This window comes from Parapedobacter deserti, from assembly GCF_042646065.1.
GTDB classification, from domain to species: domain Bacteria; phylum Bacteroidota; class Bacteroidia; order Sphingobacteriales; family Sphingobacteriaceae; genus Parapedobacter; species Parapedobacter deserti.
Genome location: NZ_JBHRTA010000060.1, coordinates 73251 through 94571 on the forward strand (window position 1 = coordinate 73251; position 21321 = coordinate 94571).

Below are 21321 nucleotides of genomic sequence, written 5' to 3' on the forward strand. Positions count from 1 at the left end.
TTTAAAAATAGAAGACTACATGAGTTTGATCATCGATGTACATGCGCGGCAGATACTGGATTCGCGCGGCAATCCGACCATAGAGGTGGATGTGACTACTGAAAACGGTTTTGTGGGCCGTGCGGCCGTTCCTTCGGGAGCTTCCACGGGCGTGCATGAAGCGGTTGAACTGCGGGATGGCAACAAGTCCAGGTACCTGGGCAAGGGCGTGCTGAAAGCCGTGGAGAACGTAAACACAAAAATCGCCGATGCATTGCAGGGTATCGATGTATTCGAGCAGAACGCGATAGACAAGGTGATGATTGAACTGGACGGTACCGATAACAAAGGCAACCTGGGAGCCAACGCCATCTTAGGGGTTTCGCTTGCGGTGGCCAAAGCCGCAGCGCAGGAAAGCCGCCAGCCGGTGTACCGCTATATCGGCGGTGTCAATGCCAATACGCTGCCCATCCCCATGATGAACATCATCAACGGTGGCTCGCATTCCGATGCGCCCATCGCCTTCCAGGAGTTCATGATCATGCCCGTAGGTGCGCCTTCATTTTCGGAAGCATTGCGCTGGGGCGCTGAGGTGTTCCACAACCTGAAGAAGATCCTGCACGATCGCGGGCTGTCTACCGCCGTGGGCGACGAGGGCGGCTTTGCGCCGGCATTCAACGGTACCGAGGATGCGATAGAAACGATATTGAAGGCTATTGAGGCTGCGGGTTACAAGCCGGGCGACGATATTTACCTGGCGCTGGATTGTGCTGCTTCCGAGTTTTACAAAGACGGTAAGTATGACTACACCAAGTTTGAAGGAGATAAGGGCGCCGTACGCAGCAGCGAAGAGCAGGCGGCTTATTTGGCTGAATTGAGTGTGAAATATCCCATCATCTCCATCGAAGACGGGATGCATGAAGACGACTGGGCAGGCTGGAAATTGCTGACCGGCAAGATCGGTGCAACCGTGCAGCTGGTGGGCGACGACCTGTTCGTGACCAACACCAAGCGCCTGCAGCAGGGAATTGATGCGGATACCGCCAATTCCATCCTCGTGAAGGTAAACCAGATCGGGTCGCTTACCGAAACCATTAACGCGGTGTCGCTGGCGCAAACCAACGGCTATACGTCGGTAATGAGCCATCGCAGCGGCGAAACGGAAGACTATACGATAGCCGACTTGGCCGTGGCATTGAACTGCGGACAAATCAAAACCGGATCGGCCTCACGGTCAGACCGGATTGCTAAGTACAACCAATTGCTCCGCATCGAAGAGGAATTGGGTAGCAATGCGCGGTTTCTGGGCAAGAGCTTCAAGTTCGCGAAGTAAGCGCTGCTCGCCGCAATAACAATACCGAAGGGGGGTGCAGGCAACTGGCTCCCCCTTTTTAATAGCTTAGGCTATCGTCGAGGTCATATCTTACCCCCTCATATCCCAGCGTCTTCCGCATCAGACCCAATTGACCGAACAGGTAGCTTTCACGGTCCAGGCTCATACCCACCATATTGAGTTTGTTCTCTTCGAGATAGGGCGTGTCCATCCCAAATGCATATGCTTCGTTAAGTTGTTCTTCTTCCACCGACAATAGTTTCCGGTACAGCAGCGGCGAGATCTCATGCCACTGCTTTTTTAGCTCCTCCAGTGGTGGGTACTGAAGGGAGGTATCTATGGCTTTAGCATCCTTGAAAAGATCCTCGTTGGGGTCTTTTTCCCGGATGCCCAAAACCTCGGCCAGCCAGTACCTGCAATTGACCAGGTTTCCGGCCATCCAGGCAAAATGATTGGTTTTATCGGCTATGCGCTTTTGGGCATCTTCCTCACGGATGCCATCCAGCATATTATTGAATAGCTGGCTATGCATGCGGTAGGCAGGGATAACGATTGTCAGGGTGTTAGCTCTGGGCTTATCCATGTTTCTGTTTTTTTTAAAGGTTACGTAATCGTGTAAAGTTATAGCGAAACATGTTACGGCATGCGGGGCATTGCAGACAAATAAGCGGGTATATCGCGACTTTAATAGCTGCAGCCGCTGCAGCTGCCTTAGCGGTTTGTACATTTGGAATTCCGGATATTTTTATGGTATTTTGTGGACATGGAACGACTATTATCCGTTATCCGTAATAAATATATCATTGCCGGTGTGGCATTTACCGTTTGGATGCTGTTTTTCGACCGGCATGACGTGGCCACCCAATATGACTACTACAGTCAATTGAAAGGATTGAAAGCGGAAAAGGCTTTTTACACTTCTGAAATCGAACGGGTGACCGAAACAATGCACGCGTTAAATACCGACCCCCAGGCGCTACAGCGTATTGCCCGCGAAAGATACAAGATGAAAAAGGAAAACGAAGATGTTTTCGTAATCATTGAGCGGGAAGAGTAATTCCTATAATGTGTTGCGTTTTCTAACCATTTTCGCTGGAAGAAGAAAACAATTTAACTAAGTTTGCGGATGCGGATCACCTTGTTGTGTGTAGGCAAGACAGACGATGCCGGTTTTGCCTTGGCGATTGAGAAGTATCAGCTTAGGTTGAAACATTACATCCGTTTTGACCTAGTAGCACTGCCCGATGTCAAGAACACCAAGCACCTAAGTGCCGACCAGCAAAAATCGAAGGAGGCAGGGTTGATTATGAAACACCTGTCGCCCGCCGATCATGTTTGTTTGCTAGATGAACGGGGCAGGGAATACCGTTCGGTCGAGTTTGCCAATCAGCTCAACAAATTGATGGTAGGCAGTCTGCAGCACGTGGTTTTTGTGGTGGGTGGGCCTTACGGCTTCGATGAGTCGGTGTATCATCGGGCTAACTGGAGGATTTCCCTGTCGAAGATGACTTTTTCACACCAGATGGTGCGCCTGTTTTTCGTAGAACAGCTGTACCGGGCATTCAGCATACTTAATGGAGAACCCTATCATCATGAGTGAAGGGCAGTTTCCGGAGCAGTAAGTTTATTGCGTTCATTTATGAATTTTAGGCGTTCGGATCATCAAAACAATAAGCAGGAACGGTTGTTAGCACTTAAGTTATGAGGATTCCAAAGAGAAACTATCATTATAAAGGGACGGATACGTCCCGCGAAAGCAAGTTATTCTGGATCATGGTTGTTATCGGCCTCGCGATCGCAGCTGCGATTATTTTCTTTTTCTGAGCGGCAGCTTGTGTTTCAGCAAATCCGTCTCGTTCGACGTGCAGGGCACGATGTTAATCGGTTCGTTTGTGGTCTGTACGGGTACCGGATGTGCGAACATCGGTACCCGTGTGGCATGGAGGGGCTCCATGATGCTTCTAACAACTCATTGCCCGGTCTGGCCTGCGTCCGCCGGTTCGGCAGGGCTTTCGTGGAAGAGCGGCAGTTCTTTAATGATATTGTACCAATTGATGATTTTTTTAATGTCCGAACTATATACCCGGTCCTCGTCGTGATCCGGTGCCACGTCTCTGAAAAATTCGCGAAGGGTTCTTCCATCAGACTTTACATCCGGTAGTTCACCGCGCTCCTTGATACGTTCGAGGATATCGACAAGCTTCAGTTCTTCCGCATTACCGTAGACGGTAATGTCTTCCAGGGTGGCAAGCTTTGTGGTGGCAAGGTTCACGACGGATTTTGTTTTTTGCCCGTCGAGGCTTTCCAGTATGAAGCCGCTTTTGTTTTGTCCGATCAGTTTAAACAACCCCGGTTTGCCTGTGACAGATACAAGTGCCTTTAGATTCATTGCTTCGTTTATTCTTCGATGATGTCGATTCCCAAGATTTTGTCGCCCTGCCGGATATCGTCAATAGCGTCCACATTTTCCACTACCTTACCGAAGCAAGTGTGGTGCCCGTCGAGATGTGCGGTGTTTGTACGGCTGTGGCAGATGAAAAATTGGGAGCCTCCGGTGTCGCGGCCCCGATGAGCCATGGATAACACCCCGCGATCATGGAACTGGTTTTTGCCGTCCAGTTCACAGTTGATGGAATATCCGGGGCCACCTGCGCCGGTTCCGGTCGGATCACCACCTTGAATAACGAAATCTGGTATCACCCGATGGAATGTTACGCCGTCATAGAAGCCTGACTTGGCCAGTTTCAGGAAGTTGGACACAGTGCCCGGGGCGTCCGCATCGTAGAATTGTACGGTGAGGTCGCCTTTTTCCGTCTTGATAATTGCTTTACTCATGTTTTTAAAATTGGACTGCAAAGATAACGTTTTAGTTGAAAGTGGGAAGACCGATGGCCGGAAACCAAGATCAGTCGAAACGAAGAATAACACAAAAATAACTAAAAAAATTAGTAAAATGTTGTAAAAACACAGAAGGCGTTTTATATATTTGCTGGTAATTAGATAAACCTATGGATAAATTAGCTAAAGTAACCATTAAAGCATGGGCAGAAGCAGATCGTCCGCGCGAAAAACTGCAGGAACAGGGACGACGGGCGCTTACAGACGCCGAATTGCTGGCCATCCTGATCGGGAGCGGGTCGAGGGATGAGTCGGCCGTCGAACTTTGCCGCCGTATTCTCCATGATGCGGGCAACGACCTCAATGAGCTGTCACGGCTGTCGGTGCCTGAGTTATGTCACTACAAAGGTATCGGTGAAGCCAAGGCCATCAGCATTGTTGCCGCGTTGGAACTGGGCAGACGCAGGGTGGACCGGAAGAAGGAAGAACGTCCGATATTGAACAGTAGCAAACGGGTGCATGAATACATGGATCGCGTTTACAAGGATCTGCCGTATGAGGAGTTCTGGGTGTTATTTTTGGGAGGCGGCTGTAAGCTGATCACCAAGCAACTTGTCGGAAAAGGAGGCAACGACTTTACACCGGTGGATATTAAACAAGTGCTGCGCCTCGCGCTGGAATACCGTGCAAGCAGCGTGATTCTCACCCACAACCACCCCTCTGGTACGCTGAAGCCCAGTACAATGGATATCCAATTAACCAACAAATTGGCTGAGGCTGCCAAGCTGTTTGATTTCGTCATCAACGACCATGTGATCTTCGCCGACAGCGGGTATTGTAGTTTCCGGGATAGCGGGTTGTTGTAGGCATCCGTGTTCCGAGTGTGTTTGAGAAACGGGAAAAAAAGTCCATCTTTGCACAAATTCCGGAATCAGGATGAAGATCTCATATAATTGGCTTAAAGACTTTATACAAACAGACCGTACGCCTGAAGAGCTTTCGGCTATTCTCACGGATATTGGGCTCGAGGTAGAATCACTTGATGTGGTGCAACGTATACCGGGTGGGCTAAACGGGTTAGTGATCGGAGAGGTGAAGACATGCGATCAGCATCCGAATGCTGATCGCCTGCGTGTTACGACGGTTGATATCGGTGGAGACGTACCCTTGCACATCGTGTGCGGTGCCCCGAATGTGGCCGTCGGCCAGCGGGTTGTCGTAGCTTCGGTCGGAACGACCGTTTACCCGACCGGGGGGGAACCGTTCAAAATCAATAAATCCAAAATACGTGGTGAGGTGTCTGAGGGAATGATATGTGCCGAGGATGAAATCGGATTAGGGGCCTCCCATGACGGCATTATGGAATTGCCGGCTGATGCACCGGTGGGCATGGCCGCGAAAGACTACTTCGACCTAAAGGACGATGTGGTCTTCGAGATCGGCCTTACACCGAACAGAGCGGACGCGGCGTCGCACTTAGGTGTTGCCCGTGATGTGGCGGCCTTCCTGCGCGGTGAGCACCGCCTGCCGGATATTTCTGCGTTTGAAGAAGGGCATGGTAAGCCCGTGCCTGTGGTGATAGAAGCGGTAGATGCTTGTCCACGGTATAGCTCCATCAGCATCACCGGCGTACGGGTGGGTGATTCGCCCGACTGGCTTAAGGAGCGGCTGAATGCCATAGGCATACGCCCGATAAACAACGTGGTGGACGTGACTAACTATGTACTGCATGAACTTGGACAACCTTTACATGCGTTCGATGCGGATAAGCTGGCCGGAGGCCAGGTGATCGTACGCGCTGCAAAGCCAGGGGAGCTATTCGTTACGCTGGATGGCGTGGAACGCAAGCTGCACATCGAAGACCTGATGATCTGCGACGCAGATAAGCCGCTTTGTATTGCGGGGGTGTTTGGCGGTATTCACTCAGGAGTTACCGAGCAAACCACTGAGGTGTTTCTGGAGAGCGCCTATTTCAATCCGGTATCTGTGCGGAAGACGTCCAAGCGGCACGGACTCAAGACCGATGCGTCGTTCCGTTTTGAGCGGGGCACCGATCCGGATATGACCGTGCTAGCCCTTAAGCGGGCCGCAATGCTGATCGCAGAGGTCGCCGGCGGTCACATATCAACGCCGGTATCGGACCACTACCCAGCACCTATAGCGCCCTTCGCGATTGACGTGCGGTATGCCCGGGTGCAGCAGCTAATCGGAAAGGCTATTCCGGAAGGTGAAATCCGCGAAATCATCGAGGCGCTGGGGATGAAGGTGCTCGATGAATCGGATGGTATATTGAACGTGCAGGTGCCGCCTTATAAAGTGGACGTGACCCGCGAAGTGGACATTGTCGAAGAAGTACTGCGTATCTACGGCTACAACAACATTGAGATCAAAAGGCAGATCAAGGCCTCGCTCAACACATCGCCGAAGCCGGACAATGAAGTAGTGCAACACCAGGTAGCGGATTTGCTTGTTGGCAACGGCTACCGTGAAATTCTGTCCAACTCGCTGACGAAAATGGCTTACATGGACGATACGGCAACTGCCGTGCGCATCGTCAACCCGCTGAGCGCCGACTTAGACGTGATGCGGCAGAATCTGCTGTTTTCAGCGTTGGAAGTGGTGTCTTACAACCAAAAGCGCCAGCATGCAGATATGAAACTATTCGAATTTGGCAAAACTTATCATCTTTCAGGTGAGAGCTATATGGAAACGCAGCGTTTGGCGTTGGCGATCACTGGAAGGCAGTTGCCCGAACAGTGGAATCATCCGTCCGGATCGGTATCTTTCTATGATATGAAAGCTAGCGTGGACGGTATTATACGGCGATTGGCTATTTCGGGGTTAACGGTGTCTGATGCGCCGGAGAGTCACTACCAGTTCGGGCTGACCTACGAAAAAAACGGCAGGGTATTGGTGTCGTTCGGACTGGTTAAGGCCGTGCACCTGACCAAAGCTGACGTCGATGGAGCGGTGTTTTATGCGGACTTTGACTGGGCGCAGGTGCTTAAAACCATCCGTAAGAAAAAGATCACCTATCATGAAGTGTCGAAATTTCCGGCGGTACAGCGGGATCTTTCGCTATTGGTGGATGCGAAGGTCAGCTTCGGTACGCTGAAAGCCGTCGCAGAGCGGACAGAACGTAAACTGATCAAAAGCATCAACGTCTTCGATGTGTACCGAGGTGATAAATTGCCGGCAGGGAAGAAATCATATGCGCTTCATTTTGTGTTGCAGGACGAAGAGAAAACGCTAAATGATAAACAGATTGACGCGATTGTTAAGAAATTAATTTATAATTTTGAAAAAGAAGCCGGTGCGGAAGTGAGGGGAAGGTGAGTGAGTGAGTGAGTGAGTGAGTGAGCGGCGGAAAGCGAAAAAAAGAGAACGGCAAAAAAGAAAAGCGGAACAGCAATAATGTCATCAGTAGCGGCACAGTTGGAGAACATAGTGGAGCATACGCGTAAGCTATTGGATTTATGCGTATCTTTGCAAGAAGAAAATGACATGCTGAAGCTGGAGTTGCAGTCGCTGAAGGTGGCCTTTGACACGAGCAACGATAGGAATAAGCAGATGGAAGAAAAGCTTAAAGCGCTTGCGGTTGCGCGTTCCCTTGAGGAAGTGGAAGTGGATACGGGGGGAATAAATGAAAAAATACTTGACACCAAACAAAAAATTAACGATTTTGTGCGGGAAATAGATAAGTGTATCGAATTGCTCAGGTAATGAGCGGGTGAGTGTGCATAGTGAATTAGCTCAAACATGGGAGAAATTTCCATAAAAATAAACATCGCCGACCGGATTTACCCATTGCGTGTGGATATGGAGGAGGAGGAAGTGATTCGGCGGGCGGCAAAATTGATAAATGACAGGATTAAGGAATTTCAGGAAAATTATGCGGTAAGGGATAAGCAGGACTTATTATCGATGTGTGTGCTTCATTATGCGACCGGTATGTTGAAAGCAGAGCGGAAGTCAAGTACTGACGAAGTAGGCATCGTTAAAGCTGTAAATGAACTGGATGGCATGTTGACTGAATTCTTTAATAAATAACGTTCTTATTAATAGAGCTTAAAACGAATTTACCGCAGTTAAATTCGGGTTTCACTATTTTAAACTTAACGCTTCAATATCACAAAGCGTAAACGAGATGTAGGCCATTTTGCAGAAGCCATCTGGTCATGACCAATACGCTAAACCTGTGTAAGGAAGTTTATAATACATGAGACCTGATTAATTTAATTGCGGTTTTTTTATGCCGTGTATTTGGTCGTAACGTACTGATATTTTGGATATTACGAGGCCGGTTCGAAGACCTGTATGCAAAGGTTTTGGTGAACCTTGGATCAGGTTTCGCGAATGGGCGAATAACTCATTAACGAAAGAATACTAAAATAAATAAATAATATATATGGAGATTATATACACCATAATAGGGTTTGCCGTTGGGGTGGTCGTTGGCCGCTTTGCCCTACGGTTCTTATTCAAGAAGCAAGAAATAGCTGCACAGAGTAAGGCGAAGAAAATACTAAAAGAGGCTGAGCAGGCTGGTGAGCACCTCAAAAAACAGCGCATGCTCGAGGCCAAGGAGAAATTCCTGCAGCTTAAAGCCGAGCACGAAAAGGAAACCAACCAGAAGAACAACGCGCTGAACCAGCGGGAAAACGGTGTCCGGCAAAAGGAGCAGTCGCTCAACCAAAAGCTTGAAAACCTGAACCGGGAGAAACAGGAGCTTGAAAACACACGGAAGAGCTTGGAGCGGCTCATCGAGGTAAACGAGAAGAAGCAGGAAGAAGTAGAACAGCTCAAGGCACAGCACATCAAGCAGCTGGAGACTATTGCCGGGCTTTCTGCAGAGGAGGCGAAAAATCAGTTGGTGGAGAACCTCAGAGAGGAAGCCCGTTCGCAGGCAATCATCCAGATAAAGGACATTGTAGACGAGGCAAAGCTCACCGCCACAAAGGAGGCCAAGAAGGTTGTCATACAGACCATACAGCGCACTGCCACGGAAAGTGCTATTGAAAACACAGTTTCGATATTCAATATCGAAAACGATGAGATCAAAGGCCGTATCATTGGCCGTGAGGGAAGGAATATCCGTGCCTTGGAAGCTGCGACCGGCGTAGAAATCATTGTGGATGATACACCGGAGGCGATTATTCTCTCCGGTTTTGACCCTGTACGCCGTGAGATCGCCAGGTTGGCATTGCACCGTTTGGTGACGGATGGGCGCATACACCCGGCTCGCATTGAAGAAGTGGTGGCGAAAACCAAAAATCAGATTGAAGATGAGATCGTCGAAATCGGCGAGCGCACGGTGATCGACCTAGGTATACATGGGCTCCATCCGGAGCTGATCAGGATGGTGGGCAGGATGCGTTATCGCTCGTCTTATGGCCAGAATCTGCTACAACATTCACGCGAAGTGGCTAATTTCAGTGCAACGATGGCTGCAGAACTGGGCTTAAATGTGAAACACGCCAAACGGGCGGGACTGCTGCATGATATCGGTAAAGTGCCCGACGATAATCCCGAACTGCCGCATGCTATTTTGGGAATGCAGCTGGCGGAAAAATATAAGGAGCATCCTGATGTTTGCAACGCAATAGGTGCGCATCACGACGAGGTTGAGATGACTTCGCTGATATCACCGATTGTGCAGGCCTGTGATGCCATCTCCGGCGCCCGGCCTGGTGCTCGCCGTGAAGTGGTGGAGAATTATATCAAGCGGCTTAAAGAGTTGGAAGAATTGGCCCTTTCATACCCTGGAGTGGAAAAAACGTTTGCTATTCAGGCCGGACGTGAACTGCGGGTTGTCGTGCAAAGCGAACGGGTATCCGACACGCAGGCAGAGCTCTTGGCAGCCGATATCTCTACGCGGATACAGACTGAAATGACTTATCCCGGACAAATAAAGGTGACGGTAATCCGTGAGACGCGATCGGTGTCGTATGCAAAATAGTCGTTTAGTCGTTATAATCATTAGTCAGTCATAGGTTGTGAGTCGTAAGTCAGGGGGCCAAAACAGTAAGCATAAACAGCAGGTAGTTTCCAAGCGGAAAGTGGATGTGCATTTTGCAGCATTAAACCAGCATTACAGGCACCCGGCTAATCGGGTTATCCAGTACATGGCGCTGCCTGTTTTCTTCTTTGCGGTGCTAGGGTTGGTTTGGATGATACCTTTCCCAGAAATTGCTTTTCTGAAAGCACGCGGCTATGATACGTTCCTCAATTGGGGGTCTTTTTTTATTGCTGGATTCGTGTATTATTACCTGCGTTTAGCACCGACGTTGTCGTATGCGGTGCTGTTGACGGTCGGGTTGTTTGCTTTTTTCATCGTACAACTGGAATACATTGAACAAGCCGGCGGACCCGCTGTCTGGCTCGTATGCGCCATTTTGTTGTTGGTTGCCTTGGCTGCCTTGGCCGTGGGAAAGCGCATGGAACGCTACCCCGTATCCATGCGCAGCTTTCTGCGACTGTTGGCTTTGGGACCGATCTGGCTCTGGCACTTCGTATTTAAACGACTGAATATCCCATATTGATTGGATACACTATATTCCGCAAGCAGGGGAGATCGCTGTCGCTTCAACCGTATTTTTTTGAAGCGATTTAAGTCCCATTGTGTAGCCGAATGTTGTAAATTGGAATTTCAGGATATTAAAATGGTATGACCGCTCGTTCTTTGGAACCTTATTTATGGTAAGCATCCGGAAATAGGCTTCCAACAGCTTAAATCCGTGTGTTTCGCAAAGTACAATAGCCTGTTGCCCGAGCTTTTTACAATCGCCTCCTTTTTCAAGCTTTATCGATCGCATGAGTAGGTTCAGATGAAGCAATCGGTGAAATAGATTAGCCGGATAGCTAAATGGCTTTTGAGGCAGGTATTCATTCATCGCAGCTGTCTCCCCGCATTCAAAAAGGTAAAGGGCATAAATAAGCTCAGTGGAACCAAGCTCGGCCATACTTCGCGGCCCTATTCGACCGAGTCGACGATGTATGAACTCCCTATACCTGCGAGCGATTTCTACTTTGCCGGATACCTTTACTGCAAATTAGATTAAAAAGTCAAACAACTGATTTGTGACAAGCGGATTTTCTGACTGCATTCGATGGGGCAATTCGTTAAGCTCACGGGCAGCAGACTGTTCGATACGTTCGCCTCTAAACGATTGATACAGGTATGAAAGTATTATCAACGGATTGGCAATAAAGCAGGCATAGGCTTCCGGCCGTTTATAGGAAAGTGCCTCAAGTTGGTCAAAGAATGCTTCCTTATCCCATTTAAGCAATGCAATAAAAGCTATCTTACTGCGCAGGATGATTTCGTGCTGATCGGACAGTTCAAAGTCGAGGAGTTTAGCGACATTGGCCTCATTTTCCGGCTGAAAGCAAGTGTAATTGAGCACGTATTCGATAAATGGGCAGTCGTATAGTGCTTGGTTGATTTGTAATATTTCTGCGTTTTTGAACAGCGATCCCAAGGTCCGGATTGAGTTGAGTGCGCATGCGGACTCGCGGGGTAGTGCTGATTACAACATGAAACTTACCCAGCGGCGTGCTGATTCGGCGGTCGCCTACCTGGTCAGCATGGGGATTGCCAAAGATCGGCTGGTTGCAAGGGGTTATGGGGCCACCAAACTTGCCAACCATTGTGCCAAAGGCGTAGAATGTACAGAGGAGGAGCATCAATGGAACAGGCGGGTAGAGTTTTTCGTTATAGGCGATAACGAATAACGAAGTAGTTTTTGCCGGATAGCGCATGAAAAGACGCCTCGATGATCAGCGGCTTAGCCGCTGAATCAGGTCGTCAGTGAGCTTATCAGCCTGCGTAACGTTGAACCACAGCGCGTTGACATCATGCTGAAGGCCGATCAACGGATGTCCGATGGCATAGAAAGGGGAGTGAGATGTCACATCCTGTGTCAGAATGCGCATGGTATTAAGGTCCGCCATCAAGCCACCTGGCCCGTATTCCTCAATATAACCTCGTTTCAGCAGCTGTTGCAGAAGCGGCAAGTCGTCCATTTGTTGTAGCGACGTGGCAGGGCCAGAGGCGTTGATTACAAAATCTGCACGGTACGATTTGCCATCGTTTGTTTTGAGTATAAAGTGATTTCCGTTCCATTCAATGTCGTCACTGTGACCGATGACAAGGAGTTGGCCAGATTCCAGCATTTGCTTTAACTTAATGCCGTTTTCCATTGGAATTGCGTGCCAATTAATATCCACATCGGTCTTTATCCATTTTCCAAACAGCAGTTTTTGGTCGGCCGGCAACATTTTCCAGATGGGATAGGATTCATAACGTAAGGAATAGAGAATGCGCTGGACGATGCTATGGCCACCCAGCGCATCTTGGATATCCTTCGTCAGTAGCTTCAGTGGATCTTTGCCTCTCCGCTCTTCAGCCTTCCAGTTAACCTGCTGTTGGAGATGCTGCTCAGCTTCAGCACGGAGAAACCGTATTAGGTCTTTGACACGCAAGGGTCTTTGCGTTTCACGGATTAGTTTCCGTATGTTGGAAAGGGTAAGTATCTTTCGCTCGTATGGTGCCTCTATGGGGGGCTGTACCCTGGGTAGCAACCCTTCTAATGAAAAAAAGCTGATGGTACCTTTATGGCCGTTTTCGACCAACGTGATCATCGCGTCTATAGCCGTAAGACTGCTCCCAACGATGCCGACACGGGCGTACTTGTCCGTTACCGTGGTCAGTATTCGTCCAGCCGGCCAGGGGGAGGGAATATAAGCATGTAAGTTCTCGAGGTGAGTGAAGTTGTTTGAACGAGGGTTTCCTGTAGCCAGGATTACATAGTCGGCTATGTATCTGTTGCAGCCGCTAGCCACCAATATGACTTTTTGATCTCCTGTGATCTCAGCATCGATGATTTCGGCCCGTTCCTTTTTTACTGTGATGCCATGCCGCCCTGCCTCTTGCTGATAGTAGTTTAGCATAGCTTGTACATATTCCCCATAGCGCATGCGGGGTGGGTACGCGTTTGGATGTATATGCTGGTCGAGACGATTCCCGAGGGATTGCTGGTGGCTTTGCATCCACTGCACAAAATGCAGCGGTTCATCGGGAAATATCCCCATCAGTCCCGCCCGTGTGTTTAGGAGGTGACCCTCCTGTCCGGTGCCGTATGCCAGTCCCGGACCGAACTCGTTCCTTTTTTCAAAAAGAATGATGGATATTGGATCGATTTTCGCCGAAACAATATGTTTAATGACCAGCTGGATAAGACAGGCTACCCCGCTGGCACCGGCTCCAACGATAGCAATGGTTGTTTTATATTGCGTGCCCATATGGTTTAACAACCTAACTGTGGCGGCAATTGTTTAGGTGAGTATCGTGTCCGTGCCTTTTGACGATTGTTTCAATACTGCTCATCTTTTGATGGGAACTCTGAAGCTTTCACATCGCGGATATAACGGCCTACGGCTTCTCCGATCGCTTCGTAAAGATTCAGGTACTGGCGGAGGAACTTAGGTTTAAAGCCCTTGTTGATGCCGAGCATGTCGTGCACTACCAGTACTTGGCCGTCACATCCAGGACCCGCGCCGATACCAATGGTGGGGATTGCTAAGCTTGCCGTAACCTCCGCTGCCAGCGTTGCTGGGATTTTCTCCAGGACGACGCCGAAACAACCAGCTTCTTCCAGTAGTTTTGCATCGACCTTCAGCTTGCTGGCTTCGGCTTCTTCCTTAGCCCTGACGGTATAGGTGCCGAATTTGTAGATTGACTGCGGAGTGAGGCCGAGGTGGCCCATGACCGGGATGCCAGCATTGACGATCCGCCGTACCGTTTCGTGAATTTCAACGCCACCTTCTACCTTTACAGCGTGGGCACCGGTTTCCTTCATCACGCGCACGGCGGCCTTCAGCGCGTCGCCGCTATCGCCCTGGTAAGTGCCGAAGGGCAGGTCGACGACGACGAGGGCACGTTTGGCAGCCCGGACAACTGCAGATGCATGGAGCATCATTTCTTCCAGTGTGATGGGTACGGTAGTTTCATAACCGGCCATCACATTGGCTGCGGAATCACCAACGAGGATGATGTCTATGCCAGCGTCGTCCAGTATACGCGCCATTGAATAGTCATAACCGGTGAGCACGGCAATTTTTTCGCCATTAACTTTCATTTGGCGGACGCTATGGGTGGTGATACGTTTGATTTCCCTATTTACAGACATAAAACAAACGTAGTAAAAAACGTCATTGAACGCAAGAATTATTAGCAGGTTTTACCATAAGAGGTAATTTTGTCAACACAAAGTTTACCGTTTAGTTGTAATAATAAACATGAAGACGATCTTAGTTCCCACTGACTTTTCAGAAAATGCGTTTGTAGCAGCGGAGTATGCATGCTCGCTGGCGAACGAATCGAAACAAAAGGTGCAATTGCTGCATGTGTATATTGCGCTGTATTCGGGCTACCGAGAGGAAGGCAACAGCGTCAAACAGATCCGGTGGGCCGAAACAGAATCTGCAGAGGCCATGAAAAACCTGGTAGCGAATTTGAGTAGGCAATTTCCGGAAGTGGACGTGGAAGGAGAATGTATAAAGGGCTTTATGATTGAGGTTGTCGCTGACAAGCTTCAGAAAGGCGAAAGTTCTTTGGTCGTGATGGGTACTAAAGGAGTCACGAACATCACCGAAAGTCTTTTAGGCAGCACAACCTATGAGGTGATCAAGAAATCGCCCGTACCAGTTTTGGTGGTTCCCATGGATGCGCCTGAGTTTTCATTCCGACGGATTGGTTTTTTCACCGCGTGTGACGATCAGGAATTGGATGCCTTGTTGGCTTTGCAGCAAGCGATCAACCTTAGGCCGCAGCTATCCATGCTCCACTTTTATAAGGCTGATGAAAAAGCCCCCGAAAAAGAACTCGGACGCTGGCAGCGTAAGGTAGAAGAGGCTTATCCCGACTGGCGCGTTTCCTGCAAGGCCGTAGCCGTGGAAAAAGTGGATGTCAATGCGGTGACACAAACTGCCAAATCGGAAGGATTAAACCTGCTGGTGTTTGCGAGGCCCAGTAAGTCGTTTTTTCAGAAGGTTTTCGAACCGAGCCTGACCAAAGCAATCGCAAATTATCCGACCATTCCCTCGCTATTCATCAACACATGACGATGAAGCAGTGCTGCCCTAGGTCGTTTGCACTCCATATATTCCGCTAAAAAGGCTTTCAATGGCCGCGGAGAGATCGATAAATTCTTTTTTAAAAGAAATTTATCTAAGTTTACCGGATTCGCAAAATAACTTGGGATGAACGGGAATACATTATCTGCCGGAGAACGCTGGCATGCGGCGCTCAGCGCCGAGCGGCCGCTGCAAATCGTTGGAGCGATAAACGCAAATCATGCATTGCTTGCGACTCAAGCTGGGTTCAAGGCGATTTATTTATCCGGCGGGGGCGTTGCTGCCGGCTCTTTAGGGGTACCCGATTTAGGAATATCATCGCTGCATGATGTACTGGTCGATGTGGAGCGCATCACGGATGTCTGTGACACGCCACTGCTGGTCGACGTGGATACTGGTTTCGGCCCTTCTGCATTCAATGTAGCACGAACGGTAAAGAGCTTGGTCAAGGCTGGGGCAGCGGCATTGCACATGGAGGATCAGGTGGGGGCGAAGCGATGCGGGCACCGCCCGAATAAAGAACTGGTCAGCACATCCGAAATGGTAGACCGGCTGAAAGCAGCTGTTGATGCGCGAACTGATCACCGCTTTGCCATCGGCGCACGCACTGATGCACTGGCCAACGAGGGATTATCCGCGACGTTGGAGCGGGCTGTAGCCTACGCCGAAGCAGGGGCAGATTTCATCTTTGCCGAGGCGGTGACGGAGCTCGCACAATACCGTGCGTTCGCAGAAGCGACGGGCCTCCCGGTGCTGGCCAATATCACGGAGTTTGGCATGACGCCGTTGTGGACGGTTAGCGAACTTGCGGATGCTGGCATCGGTTTGGTGCTGTATCCATTGTCTGCGTTCCGTGCGGCCAACAAGGCGGCCATGAATGTTTACCAGCATATCCGCACAGATGGAACCCAACAGCATGTGCTGGATACGATGCAGACCCGCGCTGAACTGTATGATAGCATCGGCTACCATGATTTTGAGCAGAAACTGGATGAATTGTATGGTAAGTAGTTTGGAAGTAAACAGTCGTAAAATATGAGTGAAAACAATCAACAAACCGGGTTTAAACCGAAGAAATCCGTGGCCTTGTCTGGCGTAGCAGCAGGTAACACGGCATTATGCACGGTGGGCAAGAGCGGCAACGACCTGCATTACAGGGGGTACGACATCCTTGATCTGGCCGAGGGCGCTTCTTTCGAGGAGGTAGCTCATTTGCTCATTCATGGAGAATTACCCACGCCGCCGCAGTTGCGGGCGTACGAAAGTAAATTGAAGTCGCTGAGGGGGCTGCCGCAGGTGGCAAGAGGTGTGCTGGAACGAATCCCCCCCGCAGCGCACCCCATGGATGTGCTCCGGACCTACACTTCAATATTGGGAACCGTCCATCCCGAAAAGGAGGACCACAACCCGGTAGGGGCCCGCGACATTGCCGATAGGTTGCTGGCATCATACGCGTCCGCACTGGTGTACTGGTACCACTACGCGCATCGTGGTAAGCGCATTGACGTAGAAACGGACGAAACGTCCATTGGTGCGCATTTTCTGCACCTGCTCCATGGCGAGGCGCCGTCGGCATCCTGGCGTGAGGCAATGGCAATTTCACTCAATCTTTATGCAGAACACGAATTCAACGCATCTACCTTTACCGGTCGTGTGATTGCGGGGACCGGATCGGATATGTATTCCTGCATCACAGGAAGCATTGGTGCGTTGCGAGGCCCGAAGCATGGCGGCGCCAACGAAGTGGCGTTCGAGATACTAAGCAGGTATGCCAATACTGATGAGGCAGCAGCAGATATCAGGAGACGCTTGGAGCGGAAGGAGGTCATTATCGGATTCGGGCATCCGGTATATACCATTGCTGATCCCCGCAATGTGGTCATCAAGAAAGTAGCCCGGCAGTTGTCGGAAGATTCGGGCGATATGACGCTGTTCAGTATTGCCGAGCGGCTGGAATCGCTGATGTGGGAGGAGAAAAGGATGTTTCCGAACCTAGATTGGTTTTCGGCCGTATCCTATCACCTGATGGGTATCCCAACGGCTTTCTTTACGCCGCTATTTGTAATCGCACGGGTGACGGGGTGGAGTGCCCATATCATCGAACAACGGCAGGATGGCAAAATTATCCGGCCGAGCGCGAACTATACGGGGCCGGAGCCACGGGAATTTGTGCCGTTGGGTGACCGCTCATAACCAAAGACTAACGACTAACACATTTATGACTAACGACTTACAATTAAACGGACGTCCAGAAACAGATAGAGCCATTACGGATATTGTAGATTATACGCTGAACTACGAACTTACCAGCAAGCTGGCCTTCGAGACCGCGCATTATTGCCTGTTGGATACATTGGGCTGTGGCTTTGAGGCCCTGACCTATCCCGCCTGCACCAAATTGCTTGGACCGGTGGTGAGCGGCACCATCGTACCCAACGGTGCAAAGGTGCCGGGGACATCCTATCAGCTGGATCCCGTACATGCTGCTTTCAATATCGGTGCGATGATCCGTTGGTTGGATTTCAATGACACCTGGCTGGCCGCGGAATGGGGGCATCCTTCGGACAACCTCGGAGGGATATTGGCAACAGCCGACTGGTTATCTCGTACGGCGGTGGCTCGGGGCGAAGCGCCGCTGACAATGCGTGACGTTTTGGACGCCATGGTGCGGGCGCATGAAATACAGGGGGTGATGGCGCTGGAAAACTCGTTTAATCGGGTAGGCCTTGACCATGTTATCCTTGTAAAGCTTGCGTCCACCGCGGTGGTGGGCAAGCTGCTAGGCCTTACCCGCGACGAATTGATCAACGCGGTATCCCTTGCGTTTGTCGACGGCCATCCGTTGCGTACTTACCGCCATGCGCCAAATACCGGAAGCCGGAAATCGTGGGCAGCAGGGGATGCTACGTCGCGGGCGGTGCGCCTGGCGCTTATTGCGAAGACCGGAGAGATGGGTTATCCATCCGTGCTTACTGCTAAGACGTGGGGTTTTTATGATGTGCTTTTCGGGGGCAAAGCGTTTGCCTTCCAACGTGAATATGGGTCGTACGTCATGGAGAATGTACTGTTCAAAATTTCCTTTCCAGCTGAATTTCATTCTCAGACTGCCGTTGAAGCTGCCATGACGCTGCACCATAAACTCAAAGAAGCAGGCCGGACAATTGAAGACATCCGTCATATCCGCATCCGCACGCATGAGGCGGCTATCCGCATTATTGATAAGAAAGGACCTTTGCACAACCCGGCCGACCGGGACCACTGCCTTCAGTATATGATTGCCGTGCCGTTGATATTTGGACGGTTGACGGCGGCAGATTATGAAGACAGCGTAGCTGCAGATCCCCGCATCGACGCGCTGCGGAAAAAGATGGAAACGCAAGAGGATCTCCAGTTTACACAAGATTATCACGACCCTGAGAAGCGTTCCATTGCTAACGGGCTTACTGTGACGCTGTCTGATGGAACGGTGTTGGACGAGGTGGTGGTGGAATATCCAATAGGACACAAGCGCCGCCGCGACGAGGGGATACCCGTGCTGATGGAGAAGTATAAAACCAACTTGGCACGCGTATTTCCGGCAAAGCAACAGCAACAGATTTTGGAAGCTTCGCTGGATGCCGAAAAGCTATCAGCTATGACCGTAAATGAATTTGTGGATTTGATGGTAAAGCCTTAAAGCTTTATCTTTGCGTGACAAGTAGAGACGCTGAATATGCCTATTACCGATAACGACGTCATTTATGAAGACAATCACCTGCTTGCCATAAATAAGCGTGCAGGATACCTTGTTCAGGCAGACCTTGGGGGCGACGAGCCTTTGGAGGATATGGTGAACAAGTACCTGACAAACAAATACAGCAAGCCCAATGGCGCCTTCGTAGGGGTGGTGCATCGCCTTGACCGGCCCGTGAGCGGACTGATCCTTTTTGCTAAGACGAGCAAGGGGCTGGAACGGATGCAGCAGATCTTCAAGGACCGCGATATCCAGAAGACTTATTGGGCGGTGGTGCGCAATATGCCGGAGGAGCCGGAAAAAAAACTGGTCAACTGGCTCTCACGCGACCGTACCCAAAATATCACCAAAGTGCATAATGAAGCCCGGGAAGGGAGGGTTTATGCGGAATTATCATACAAGCTGCTCGGTGGATTGGATGGTTATTACCTGCTCGAGGTGTATCCGTTGACGGGCCGAACGCATCAGATACGGGCGCAGTTGGCGTCGATAGGATGTCCTATTGTCGGCGATCACAAGTACGGCTATCCGCGGGGAAGCCTGAGGCGGTCGATCTGCTTGCATGCCAAAAAGCTGTCGTTCACACACCCGGTCAAAAAGGAGCCCATAGAATTACATGCCGAATTGCCGAAAGATGGATTTTGGGACCGCTTCGAAGTATTCAACAGCCGATAGAAATATGGGAGAATAATTGTACCTTTGTTGTTATGAACACGATTAAGCGGTTTTGGTATGTAGTGGTGGTTGCTGTGGTTATGTCGGTGGGGTCACCTAATGTTGCGCACGCACAATGTGCGATGTGTTCACTTACGGCTGAAAATGCTACGCAAAACGGCAACTCGCAAGGGAAAGGGTTAAATAAAGGCATTCTGTTTCTTTTAGCTATACCTTATCTTGCGGCAGCGGGTATAGGTATACTGTGGTATAAGAGATATCGCAGTAAGAAAACGGTAAATGTGGACAACGATCCCATTGTGTTGAATTAGTGTCGCTGATGGGTGCGCATACATCAAAAATCCAAGCGGTACTGACCGCTAAGTGCCCGAAATGTCGGGTGGGAAAGATGTTTGTCGGAAATACTTATAGCTTTAAAAAGCAGCGGATGAATGATGTGTGCCCGTATTGTGGGTTCCGCTTTGAAATCGAGCCTGGGTACTTCTATGCGGCCATGTATGTAAGTTATGTGCTTTCGGTGGGACAGGTCCTTGCTGCGGGCTTGCTTACTTACCAAATTTCTAAAAGCGAATCCCCCTGGGTTTACCTTGGGGTGCTTATGGCGACCATACTGATATTCGCTCCCTTTAATTTCCGTTACTCAAGGCTCATCCTGCTGCACTACCTCACCCCGAAGGTTAAGTACGATCCCAAGTACGAGGATGCGCTTGGTGATGACAGGCCCTGAGTGTCTCCTAGGGCAGCCGGTATTTTTATTAAAACGGGCTTGTGATTTCTTTCAACAGGGGCAGTTGCCGGTCTTTTTCCGAAATAATAAGCTCTTCTTTTGGTAGCGGCCAATCAATAGCAAGTTCAGGGTCGTCCCACCGCACACCTACTTCGCTATCTTTATCGTAATACCCTGTTACTTTGTATGCGAACAGCGTATCGTTTTCCAAAGCGACAAATCCATGGAGAAATCCCGGAGGTATCCACAGCGAATGTGCGTTTTGCTCGTTGAGCGTAACGGAAAAACACTGTCCGTAGGTGCTGGAATGTTTCCGGATATCGACGGCGACATCCCATACGCTGCCGCGAAGTACGCGTACCAATTTGCCTTGCGCGTTTTCCCCGGCTTGTGCATGCATACCACGCAGTACACCCCTATGTGAACAGGAAAGATTGTCCTGCACGAAGGCTGCGGTGATACCGTGGGCCAGGAAAGGCTTTGTGTTGAAAGTTTCTATGAAAAAGCCGCGCTCATCTTTCCAGACCTGCGGCTCAATAAGGATAAGGTCTGCTATAGGTGTGGGTATAAATTTCATTTAGTTAATCGTTGAGGTACTTCATGATGCTGTCAAAGAGGAGGACTTTTTCCGCATATTCCTGTTTTATTGCTTCCTGAAAGTCGGCGAGACGGCTTTGCTGGAATGCCTGGATCTCAGCAAGGCCTCCAGCCCGTAGCTGTACGCAGTACGTGGTGCCCTTGTGCGGAGAATCGATCATTTCCAGCAGGGATAACGAGCCTGCTGCGTGTTGGTGATCGAACAACAGCGCCTCGATACGCTGCCGTATGAGTTTCTGTTTGTCGTTTTCGACGATGATCGTGACGTTATACAGATACATGGCGCGAATATAGTGAAATAAT

27 protein-coding genes are annotated in these 21321 nt (G+C 50.0%); 17 read left to right on the forward strand and 10 right to left on the reverse strand.

Annotated elements, in window-relative coordinates; translation table 11 throughout:
• Window positions 1–19: 19 nt before the first annotated feature.
• Window positions 20–1312 (forward strand): phosphopyruvate hydratase, encoded by a 1293-nt coding sequence (gene eno, locus ACFOET_RS19195; RefSeq protein WP_379025712.1) that lies wholly within the window; start codon window positions 20–22, stop codon window positions 1310–1312.
• 58 nt (window positions 1313–1370) lie between these two features.
• On the opposite strand, the gene ACFOET_RS19200 is transcribed toward eno, so the two are convergent.
• A complete protein-coding gene (locus ACFOET_RS19200; RefSeq protein WP_379025714.1) occupies window positions 1371–1895 on the reverse strand; it encodes a DinB family protein in 525 nt (174 codons plus the stop codon).
• A gap of 180 nt (window positions 1896–2075) precedes the next feature.
• Between ACFOET_RS19200 and ACFOET_RS19205 the strand changes: the two genes are divergently transcribed.
• Window positions 2076–2369, forward strand: coding sequence for an FtsB family cell division protein (locus ACFOET_RS19205; RefSeq protein ID WP_379025716.1), 294 nt, complete (start codon window positions 2076–2078; stop codon window positions 2367–2369).
• Between the two features lie 69 nt (window positions 2370–2438).
• Window positions 2439–2912 (forward strand): 23S rRNA (pseudouridine(1915)-N(3))-methyltransferase RlmH, encoded by a 474-nt coding sequence (gene rlmH, locus ACFOET_RS19210; RefSeq protein WP_379025718.1) that lies wholly within the window; start codon window positions 2439–2441, stop codon window positions 2910–2912.
• 207 nt (window positions 2913–3119) lie between these two features.
• Here rlmH and ACFOET_RS19215 read toward each other — a convergent pair whose 3' ends face one another.
• From ACFOET_RS19215 to ACFOET_RS19225, 3 genes are read right to left on the reverse strand one after another with little or no spacing between them, the layout of a single operon-like run.
• On the reverse strand, window positions 3120–3266 hold the full coding sequence (locus ACFOET_RS19215; RefSeq protein ID WP_379025719.1) for a hypothetical protein: 147 nt from the start codon (window positions 3264–3266) through the stop codon (window positions 3120–3122).
• A 15-nt stretch (window positions 3267–3281) separates the two neighbouring features.
• Complete coding sequence (locus ACFOET_RS19220) at window positions 3282–3701, reverse strand: DUF5606 family protein (protein WP_379025721.1); 420 nt, start codon at window positions 3699–3701, stop codon at window positions 3282–3284.
• A gap of 8 nt (window positions 3702–3709) precedes the next feature.
• Window positions 3710–4147 carry a peptidylprolyl isomerase gene (locus ACFOET_RS19225; RefSeq protein ID WP_379025723.1) on the reverse strand — a complete coding sequence of 146 codons (438 nt, stop codon included), beginning with the start codon at window positions 4145–4147 and terminating at the stop codon, window positions 3710–3712.
• Between the two features lie 173 nt (window positions 4148–4320).
• Here ACFOET_RS19225 and radC point away from each other — a divergent pair, with 173 nt between their 5' ends.
• The 6 genes from radC (at window position 4321) to ACFOET_RS19255 (ending at window position 10692) form a co-directional block, all read left to right on the forward strand.
• Window positions 4321–5016 (forward strand): RadC family protein, encoded by a 696-nt coding sequence (radC, locus tag ACFOET_RS19230; RefSeq protein ID WP_379025725.1) that lies wholly within the window; start codon window positions 4321–4323, stop codon window positions 5014–5016.
• A gap of 70 nt (window positions 5017–5086) precedes the next feature.
• Window positions 5087–7486 (forward strand): phenylalanine--tRNA ligase subunit beta, encoded by a 2400-nt coding sequence (pheT, locus tag ACFOET_RS19235; protein WP_379025727.1) that lies wholly within the window; start codon window positions 5087–5089, stop codon window positions 7484–7486.
• Between the two features lie 78 nt (window positions 7487–7564).
• Entirely contained in the window at window positions 7565–7873 is a 309-nt protein-coding gene (locus tag ACFOET_RS19240) for a hypothetical protein (protein WP_379025729.1), read from the forward strand.
• Between the two features lie 36 nt (window positions 7874–7909).
• The gene (locus tag ACFOET_RS19245; RefSeq protein ID WP_379025731.1) at window positions 7910–8200 is read left to right on the forward strand and encodes a cell division protein ZapA; all 291 of its coding nucleotides are present in this window, start codon (window positions 7910–7912) and stop codon (window positions 8198–8200) included.
• A 358-nt stretch (window positions 8201–8558) separates the two neighbouring features.
• Window positions 8559–10109 (forward strand): ribonuclease Y, encoded by a 1551-nt coding sequence (gene rny, locus ACFOET_RS19250; RefSeq protein WP_379025733.1) that lies wholly within the window; start codon window positions 8559–8561, stop codon window positions 10107–10109.
• Between the two features lie 37 nt (window positions 10110–10146).
• A complete protein-coding gene (locus ACFOET_RS19255) occupies window positions 10147–10692 on the forward strand; it encodes a DUF962 domain-containing protein (RefSeq protein ID WP_379025735.1) in 546 nt (181 codons plus the stop codon).
• Window positions 10693–10701: 9 nt separating this feature from the next.
• On the opposite strand, the gene ACFOET_RS19260 is transcribed toward ACFOET_RS19255, so the two are convergent.
• Entirely contained in the window at window positions 10702–11112 is a 411-nt protein-coding gene (locus ACFOET_RS19260; RefSeq protein WP_379025737.1) for a hypothetical protein, read from the reverse strand.
• 90 nt (window positions 11113–11202) lie between these two features.
• On the reverse strand, window positions 11203–11556 hold the full coding sequence (locus ACFOET_RS19265) for a hypothetical protein (protein ID WP_379025739.1): 354 nt from the start codon (window positions 11554–11556) through the stop codon (window positions 11203–11205).
• Between ACFOET_RS19265 and ACFOET_RS19270 the strand changes: the two genes are divergently transcribed.
• Window positions 11549–11884: an OmpA family protein gene (locus ACFOET_RS19270; RefSeq protein ID WP_379025741.1), complete on the forward strand. Its 336-nt coding sequence runs from the start codon at window positions 11549–11551 to the stop codon at window positions 11882–11884. The genes ACFOET_RS19265 and ACFOET_RS19270 overlap by 8 nt on opposite strands.
• Before the next feature lie 45 nt (window positions 11885–11929).
• On the opposite strand, the gene ACFOET_RS19275 is transcribed toward ACFOET_RS19270, so the two are convergent.
• Both ACFOET_RS19275 and panB read right to left on the reverse strand, forming a co-directional pair.
• Window positions 11930–13453, reverse strand: coding sequence for an FAD/NAD(P)-binding protein (locus tag ACFOET_RS19275; RefSeq protein WP_379025743.1), 1524 nt, complete (start codon window positions 13451–13453; stop codon window positions 11930–11932).
• Window positions 13454–13524: 71 nt separating this feature from the next.
• Entirely contained in the window at window positions 13525–14340 is an 816-nt protein-coding gene (gene panB / locus ACFOET_RS19280) for a 3-methyl-2-oxobutanoate hydroxymethyltransferase (protein ID WP_379025745.1), read from the reverse strand.
• A gap of 109 nt (window positions 14341–14449) precedes the next feature.
• On the opposite strand from panB, the gene ACFOET_RS19285 reads away from it, so the two are divergent.
• From ACFOET_RS19285 to ACFOET_RS19315, 7 genes are all read left to right on the forward strand, one after another.
• Window positions 14450–15274: a universal stress protein gene (locus ACFOET_RS19285; RefSeq protein WP_379025747.1), complete on the forward strand. Its 825-nt coding sequence runs from the start codon at window positions 14450–14452 to the stop codon at window positions 15272–15274.
• Window positions 15275–15412: 138 nt separating this feature from the next.
• On the forward strand, window positions 15413–16297 hold the full coding sequence (gene prpB, locus ACFOET_RS19290; RefSeq protein ID WP_379025749.1) for a methylisocitrate lyase: 885 nt from the start codon (window positions 15413–15415) through the stop codon (window positions 16295–16297).
• A 24-nt stretch (window positions 16298–16321) separates the two neighbouring features.
• Window positions 16322–17479 (forward strand): bifunctional 2-methylcitrate synthase/citrate synthase, encoded by a 1158-nt coding sequence (gene prpC / locus ACFOET_RS19295; RefSeq protein ID WP_379025751.1) that lies wholly within the window; start codon window positions 16322–16324, stop codon window positions 17477–17479.
• A 25-nt stretch (window positions 17480–17504) separates the two neighbouring features.
• Window positions 17505–18962, forward strand: coding sequence for a bifunctional 2-methylcitrate dehydratase/aconitate hydratase (locus ACFOET_RS19300; RefSeq protein WP_379025753.1), 1458 nt, complete (start codon window positions 17505–17507; stop codon window positions 18960–18962).
• A gap of 36 nt (window positions 18963–18998) precedes the next feature.
• Window positions 18999–19694, forward strand: coding sequence for an RluA family pseudouridine synthase (locus tag ACFOET_RS19305; RefSeq protein WP_379025755.1), 696 nt, complete (start codon window positions 18999–19001; stop codon window positions 19692–19694).
• A gap of 32 nt (window positions 19695–19726) precedes the next feature.
• On the forward strand, window positions 19727–20005 hold the full coding sequence (locus tag ACFOET_RS19310) for a hypothetical protein (protein WP_379025757.1): 279 nt from the start codon (window positions 19727–19729) through the stop codon (window positions 20003–20005).
• A 116-nt stretch (window positions 20006–20121) separates the two neighbouring features.
• A complete protein-coding gene (locus tag ACFOET_RS19315; RefSeq protein ID WP_379025758.1) occupies window positions 20122–20421 on the forward strand; it encodes a DUF983 domain-containing protein in 300 nt (99 codons plus the stop codon).
• Window positions 20422–20449: 28 nt separating this feature from the next.
• Here ACFOET_RS19315 and rfbC read toward each other — a convergent pair whose 3' ends face one another.
• Entirely contained in the window at window positions 20450–20998 is a 549-nt protein-coding gene (gene rfbC, locus ACFOET_RS19320; RefSeq protein ID WP_379025760.1) for a dTDP-4-dehydrorhamnose 3,5-epimerase, read from the reverse strand.
• Between the two features lie 4 nt (window positions 20999–21002).
• On the reverse strand, window positions 21003–21299 hold the full coding sequence (locus ACFOET_RS19325) for a DUF4286 family protein (protein WP_379025762.1): 297 nt from the start codon (window positions 21297–21299) through the stop codon (window positions 21003–21005).
• Between the last annotated feature and the right edge of the window lie 22 nt (window positions 21300–21321).

Coding starts and splice junctions, on each gene's coding strand:
- eno (WP_379025712.1), top strand. CDS start 20: ATGAGTTTGATCATCGATGTACATGCGCGGCAGATACTGGATTCGCGC.
- ACFOET_RS19200 (WP_379025714.1), bottom strand. CDS start 1,895: ATGGATAAGCCCAGAGCTAACACCCTGACAATCGTTATCCCTGCCTAC.
- ACFOET_RS19205 (WP_379025716.1), top strand. CDS start 2,076: ATGGAACGACTATTATCCGTTATCCGTAATAAATATATCATTGCCGGT.
- rlmH (WP_379025718.1), top strand. CDS start 2,439: ATGCGGATCACCTTGTTGTGTGTAGGCAAGACAGACGATGCCGGTTTT.
- ACFOET_RS19215 (WP_379025719.1), bottom strand. CDS start 3,266: ATGGAGCCCCTCCATGCCACACGGGTACCGATGTTCGCACATCCGGTA.
- ACFOET_RS19220 (WP_379025721.1), bottom strand. CDS start 3,701: ATGAATCTAAAGGCACTTGTATCTGTCACAGGCAAACCGGGGTTGTTT.
- ACFOET_RS19225 (WP_379025723.1), bottom strand. CDS start 4,147: ATGAGTAAAGCAATTATCAAGACGGAAAAAGGCGACCTCACCGTACAA.
- radC (WP_379025725.1), top strand. CDS start 4,321: ATGGATAAATTAGCTAAAGTAACCATTAAAGCATGGGCAGAAGCAGAT.
- pheT (WP_379025727.1), top strand. CDS start 5,087: ATGAAGATCTCATATAATTGGCTTAAAGACTTTATACAAACAGACCGT.
- ACFOET_RS19240 (WP_379025729.1), top strand. CDS start 7,565: ATGTCATCAGTAGCGGCACAGTTGGAGAACATAGTGGAGCATACGCGT.
- ACFOET_RS19245 (WP_379025731.1), top strand. CDS start 7,910: ATGGGAGAAATTTCCATAAAAATAAACATCGCCGACCGGATTTACCCA.
- rny (WP_379025733.1), top strand. CDS start 8,559: ATGGAGATTATATACACCATAATAGGGTTTGCCGTTGGGGTGGTCGTT.
- ACFOET_RS19260 (WP_379025737.1), bottom strand. CDS start 11,112: ATGGCCGAGCTTGGTTCCACTGAGCTTATTTATGCCCTTTACCTTTTT.
- ACFOET_RS19275 (WP_379025743.1), bottom strand. CDS start 13,453: ATGGGCACGCAATATAAAACAACCATTGCTATCGTTGGAGCCGGTGCC.
- panB (WP_379025745.1), bottom strand. CDS start 14,340: ATGTCTGTAAATAGGGAAATCAAACGTATCACCACCCATAGCGTCCGC.
- ACFOET_RS19285 (WP_379025747.1), top strand. CDS start 14,450: ATGAAGACGATCTTAGTTCCCACTGACTTTTCAGAAAATGCGTTTGTA.
- prpB (WP_379025749.1), top strand. CDS start 15,413: ATGAACGGGAATACATTATCTGCCGGAGAACGCTGGCATGCGGCGCTC.
- prpC (WP_379025751.1), top strand. CDS start 16,322: ATGAGTGAAAACAATCAACAAACCGGGTTTAAACCGAAGAAATCCGTG.
- ACFOET_RS19300 (WP_379025753.1), top strand. CDS start 17,505: ATGACTAACGACTTACAATTAAACGGACGTCCAGAAACAGATAGAGCC.
- ACFOET_RS19305 (WP_379025755.1), top strand. CDS start 18,999: ATGCCTATTACCGATAACGACGTCATTTATGAAGACAATCACCTGCTT.
- ACFOET_RS19310 (WP_379025757.1), top strand. CDS start 19,727: ATGAACACGATTAAGCGGTTTTGGTATGTAGTGGTGGTTGCTGTGGTT.
- ACFOET_RS19315 (WP_379025758.1), top strand. CDS start 20,122: ATGAATGATGTGTGCCCGTATTGTGGGTTCCGCTTTGAAATCGAGCCT.
- rfbC (WP_379025760.1), bottom strand. CDS start 20,998: ATGAAATTTATACCCACACCTATAGCAGACCTTATCCTTATTGAGCCG.
- ACFOET_RS19325 (WP_379025762.1), bottom strand. CDS start 21,299: ATGTATCTGTATAACGTCACGATCATCGTCGAAAACGACAAACAGAAA.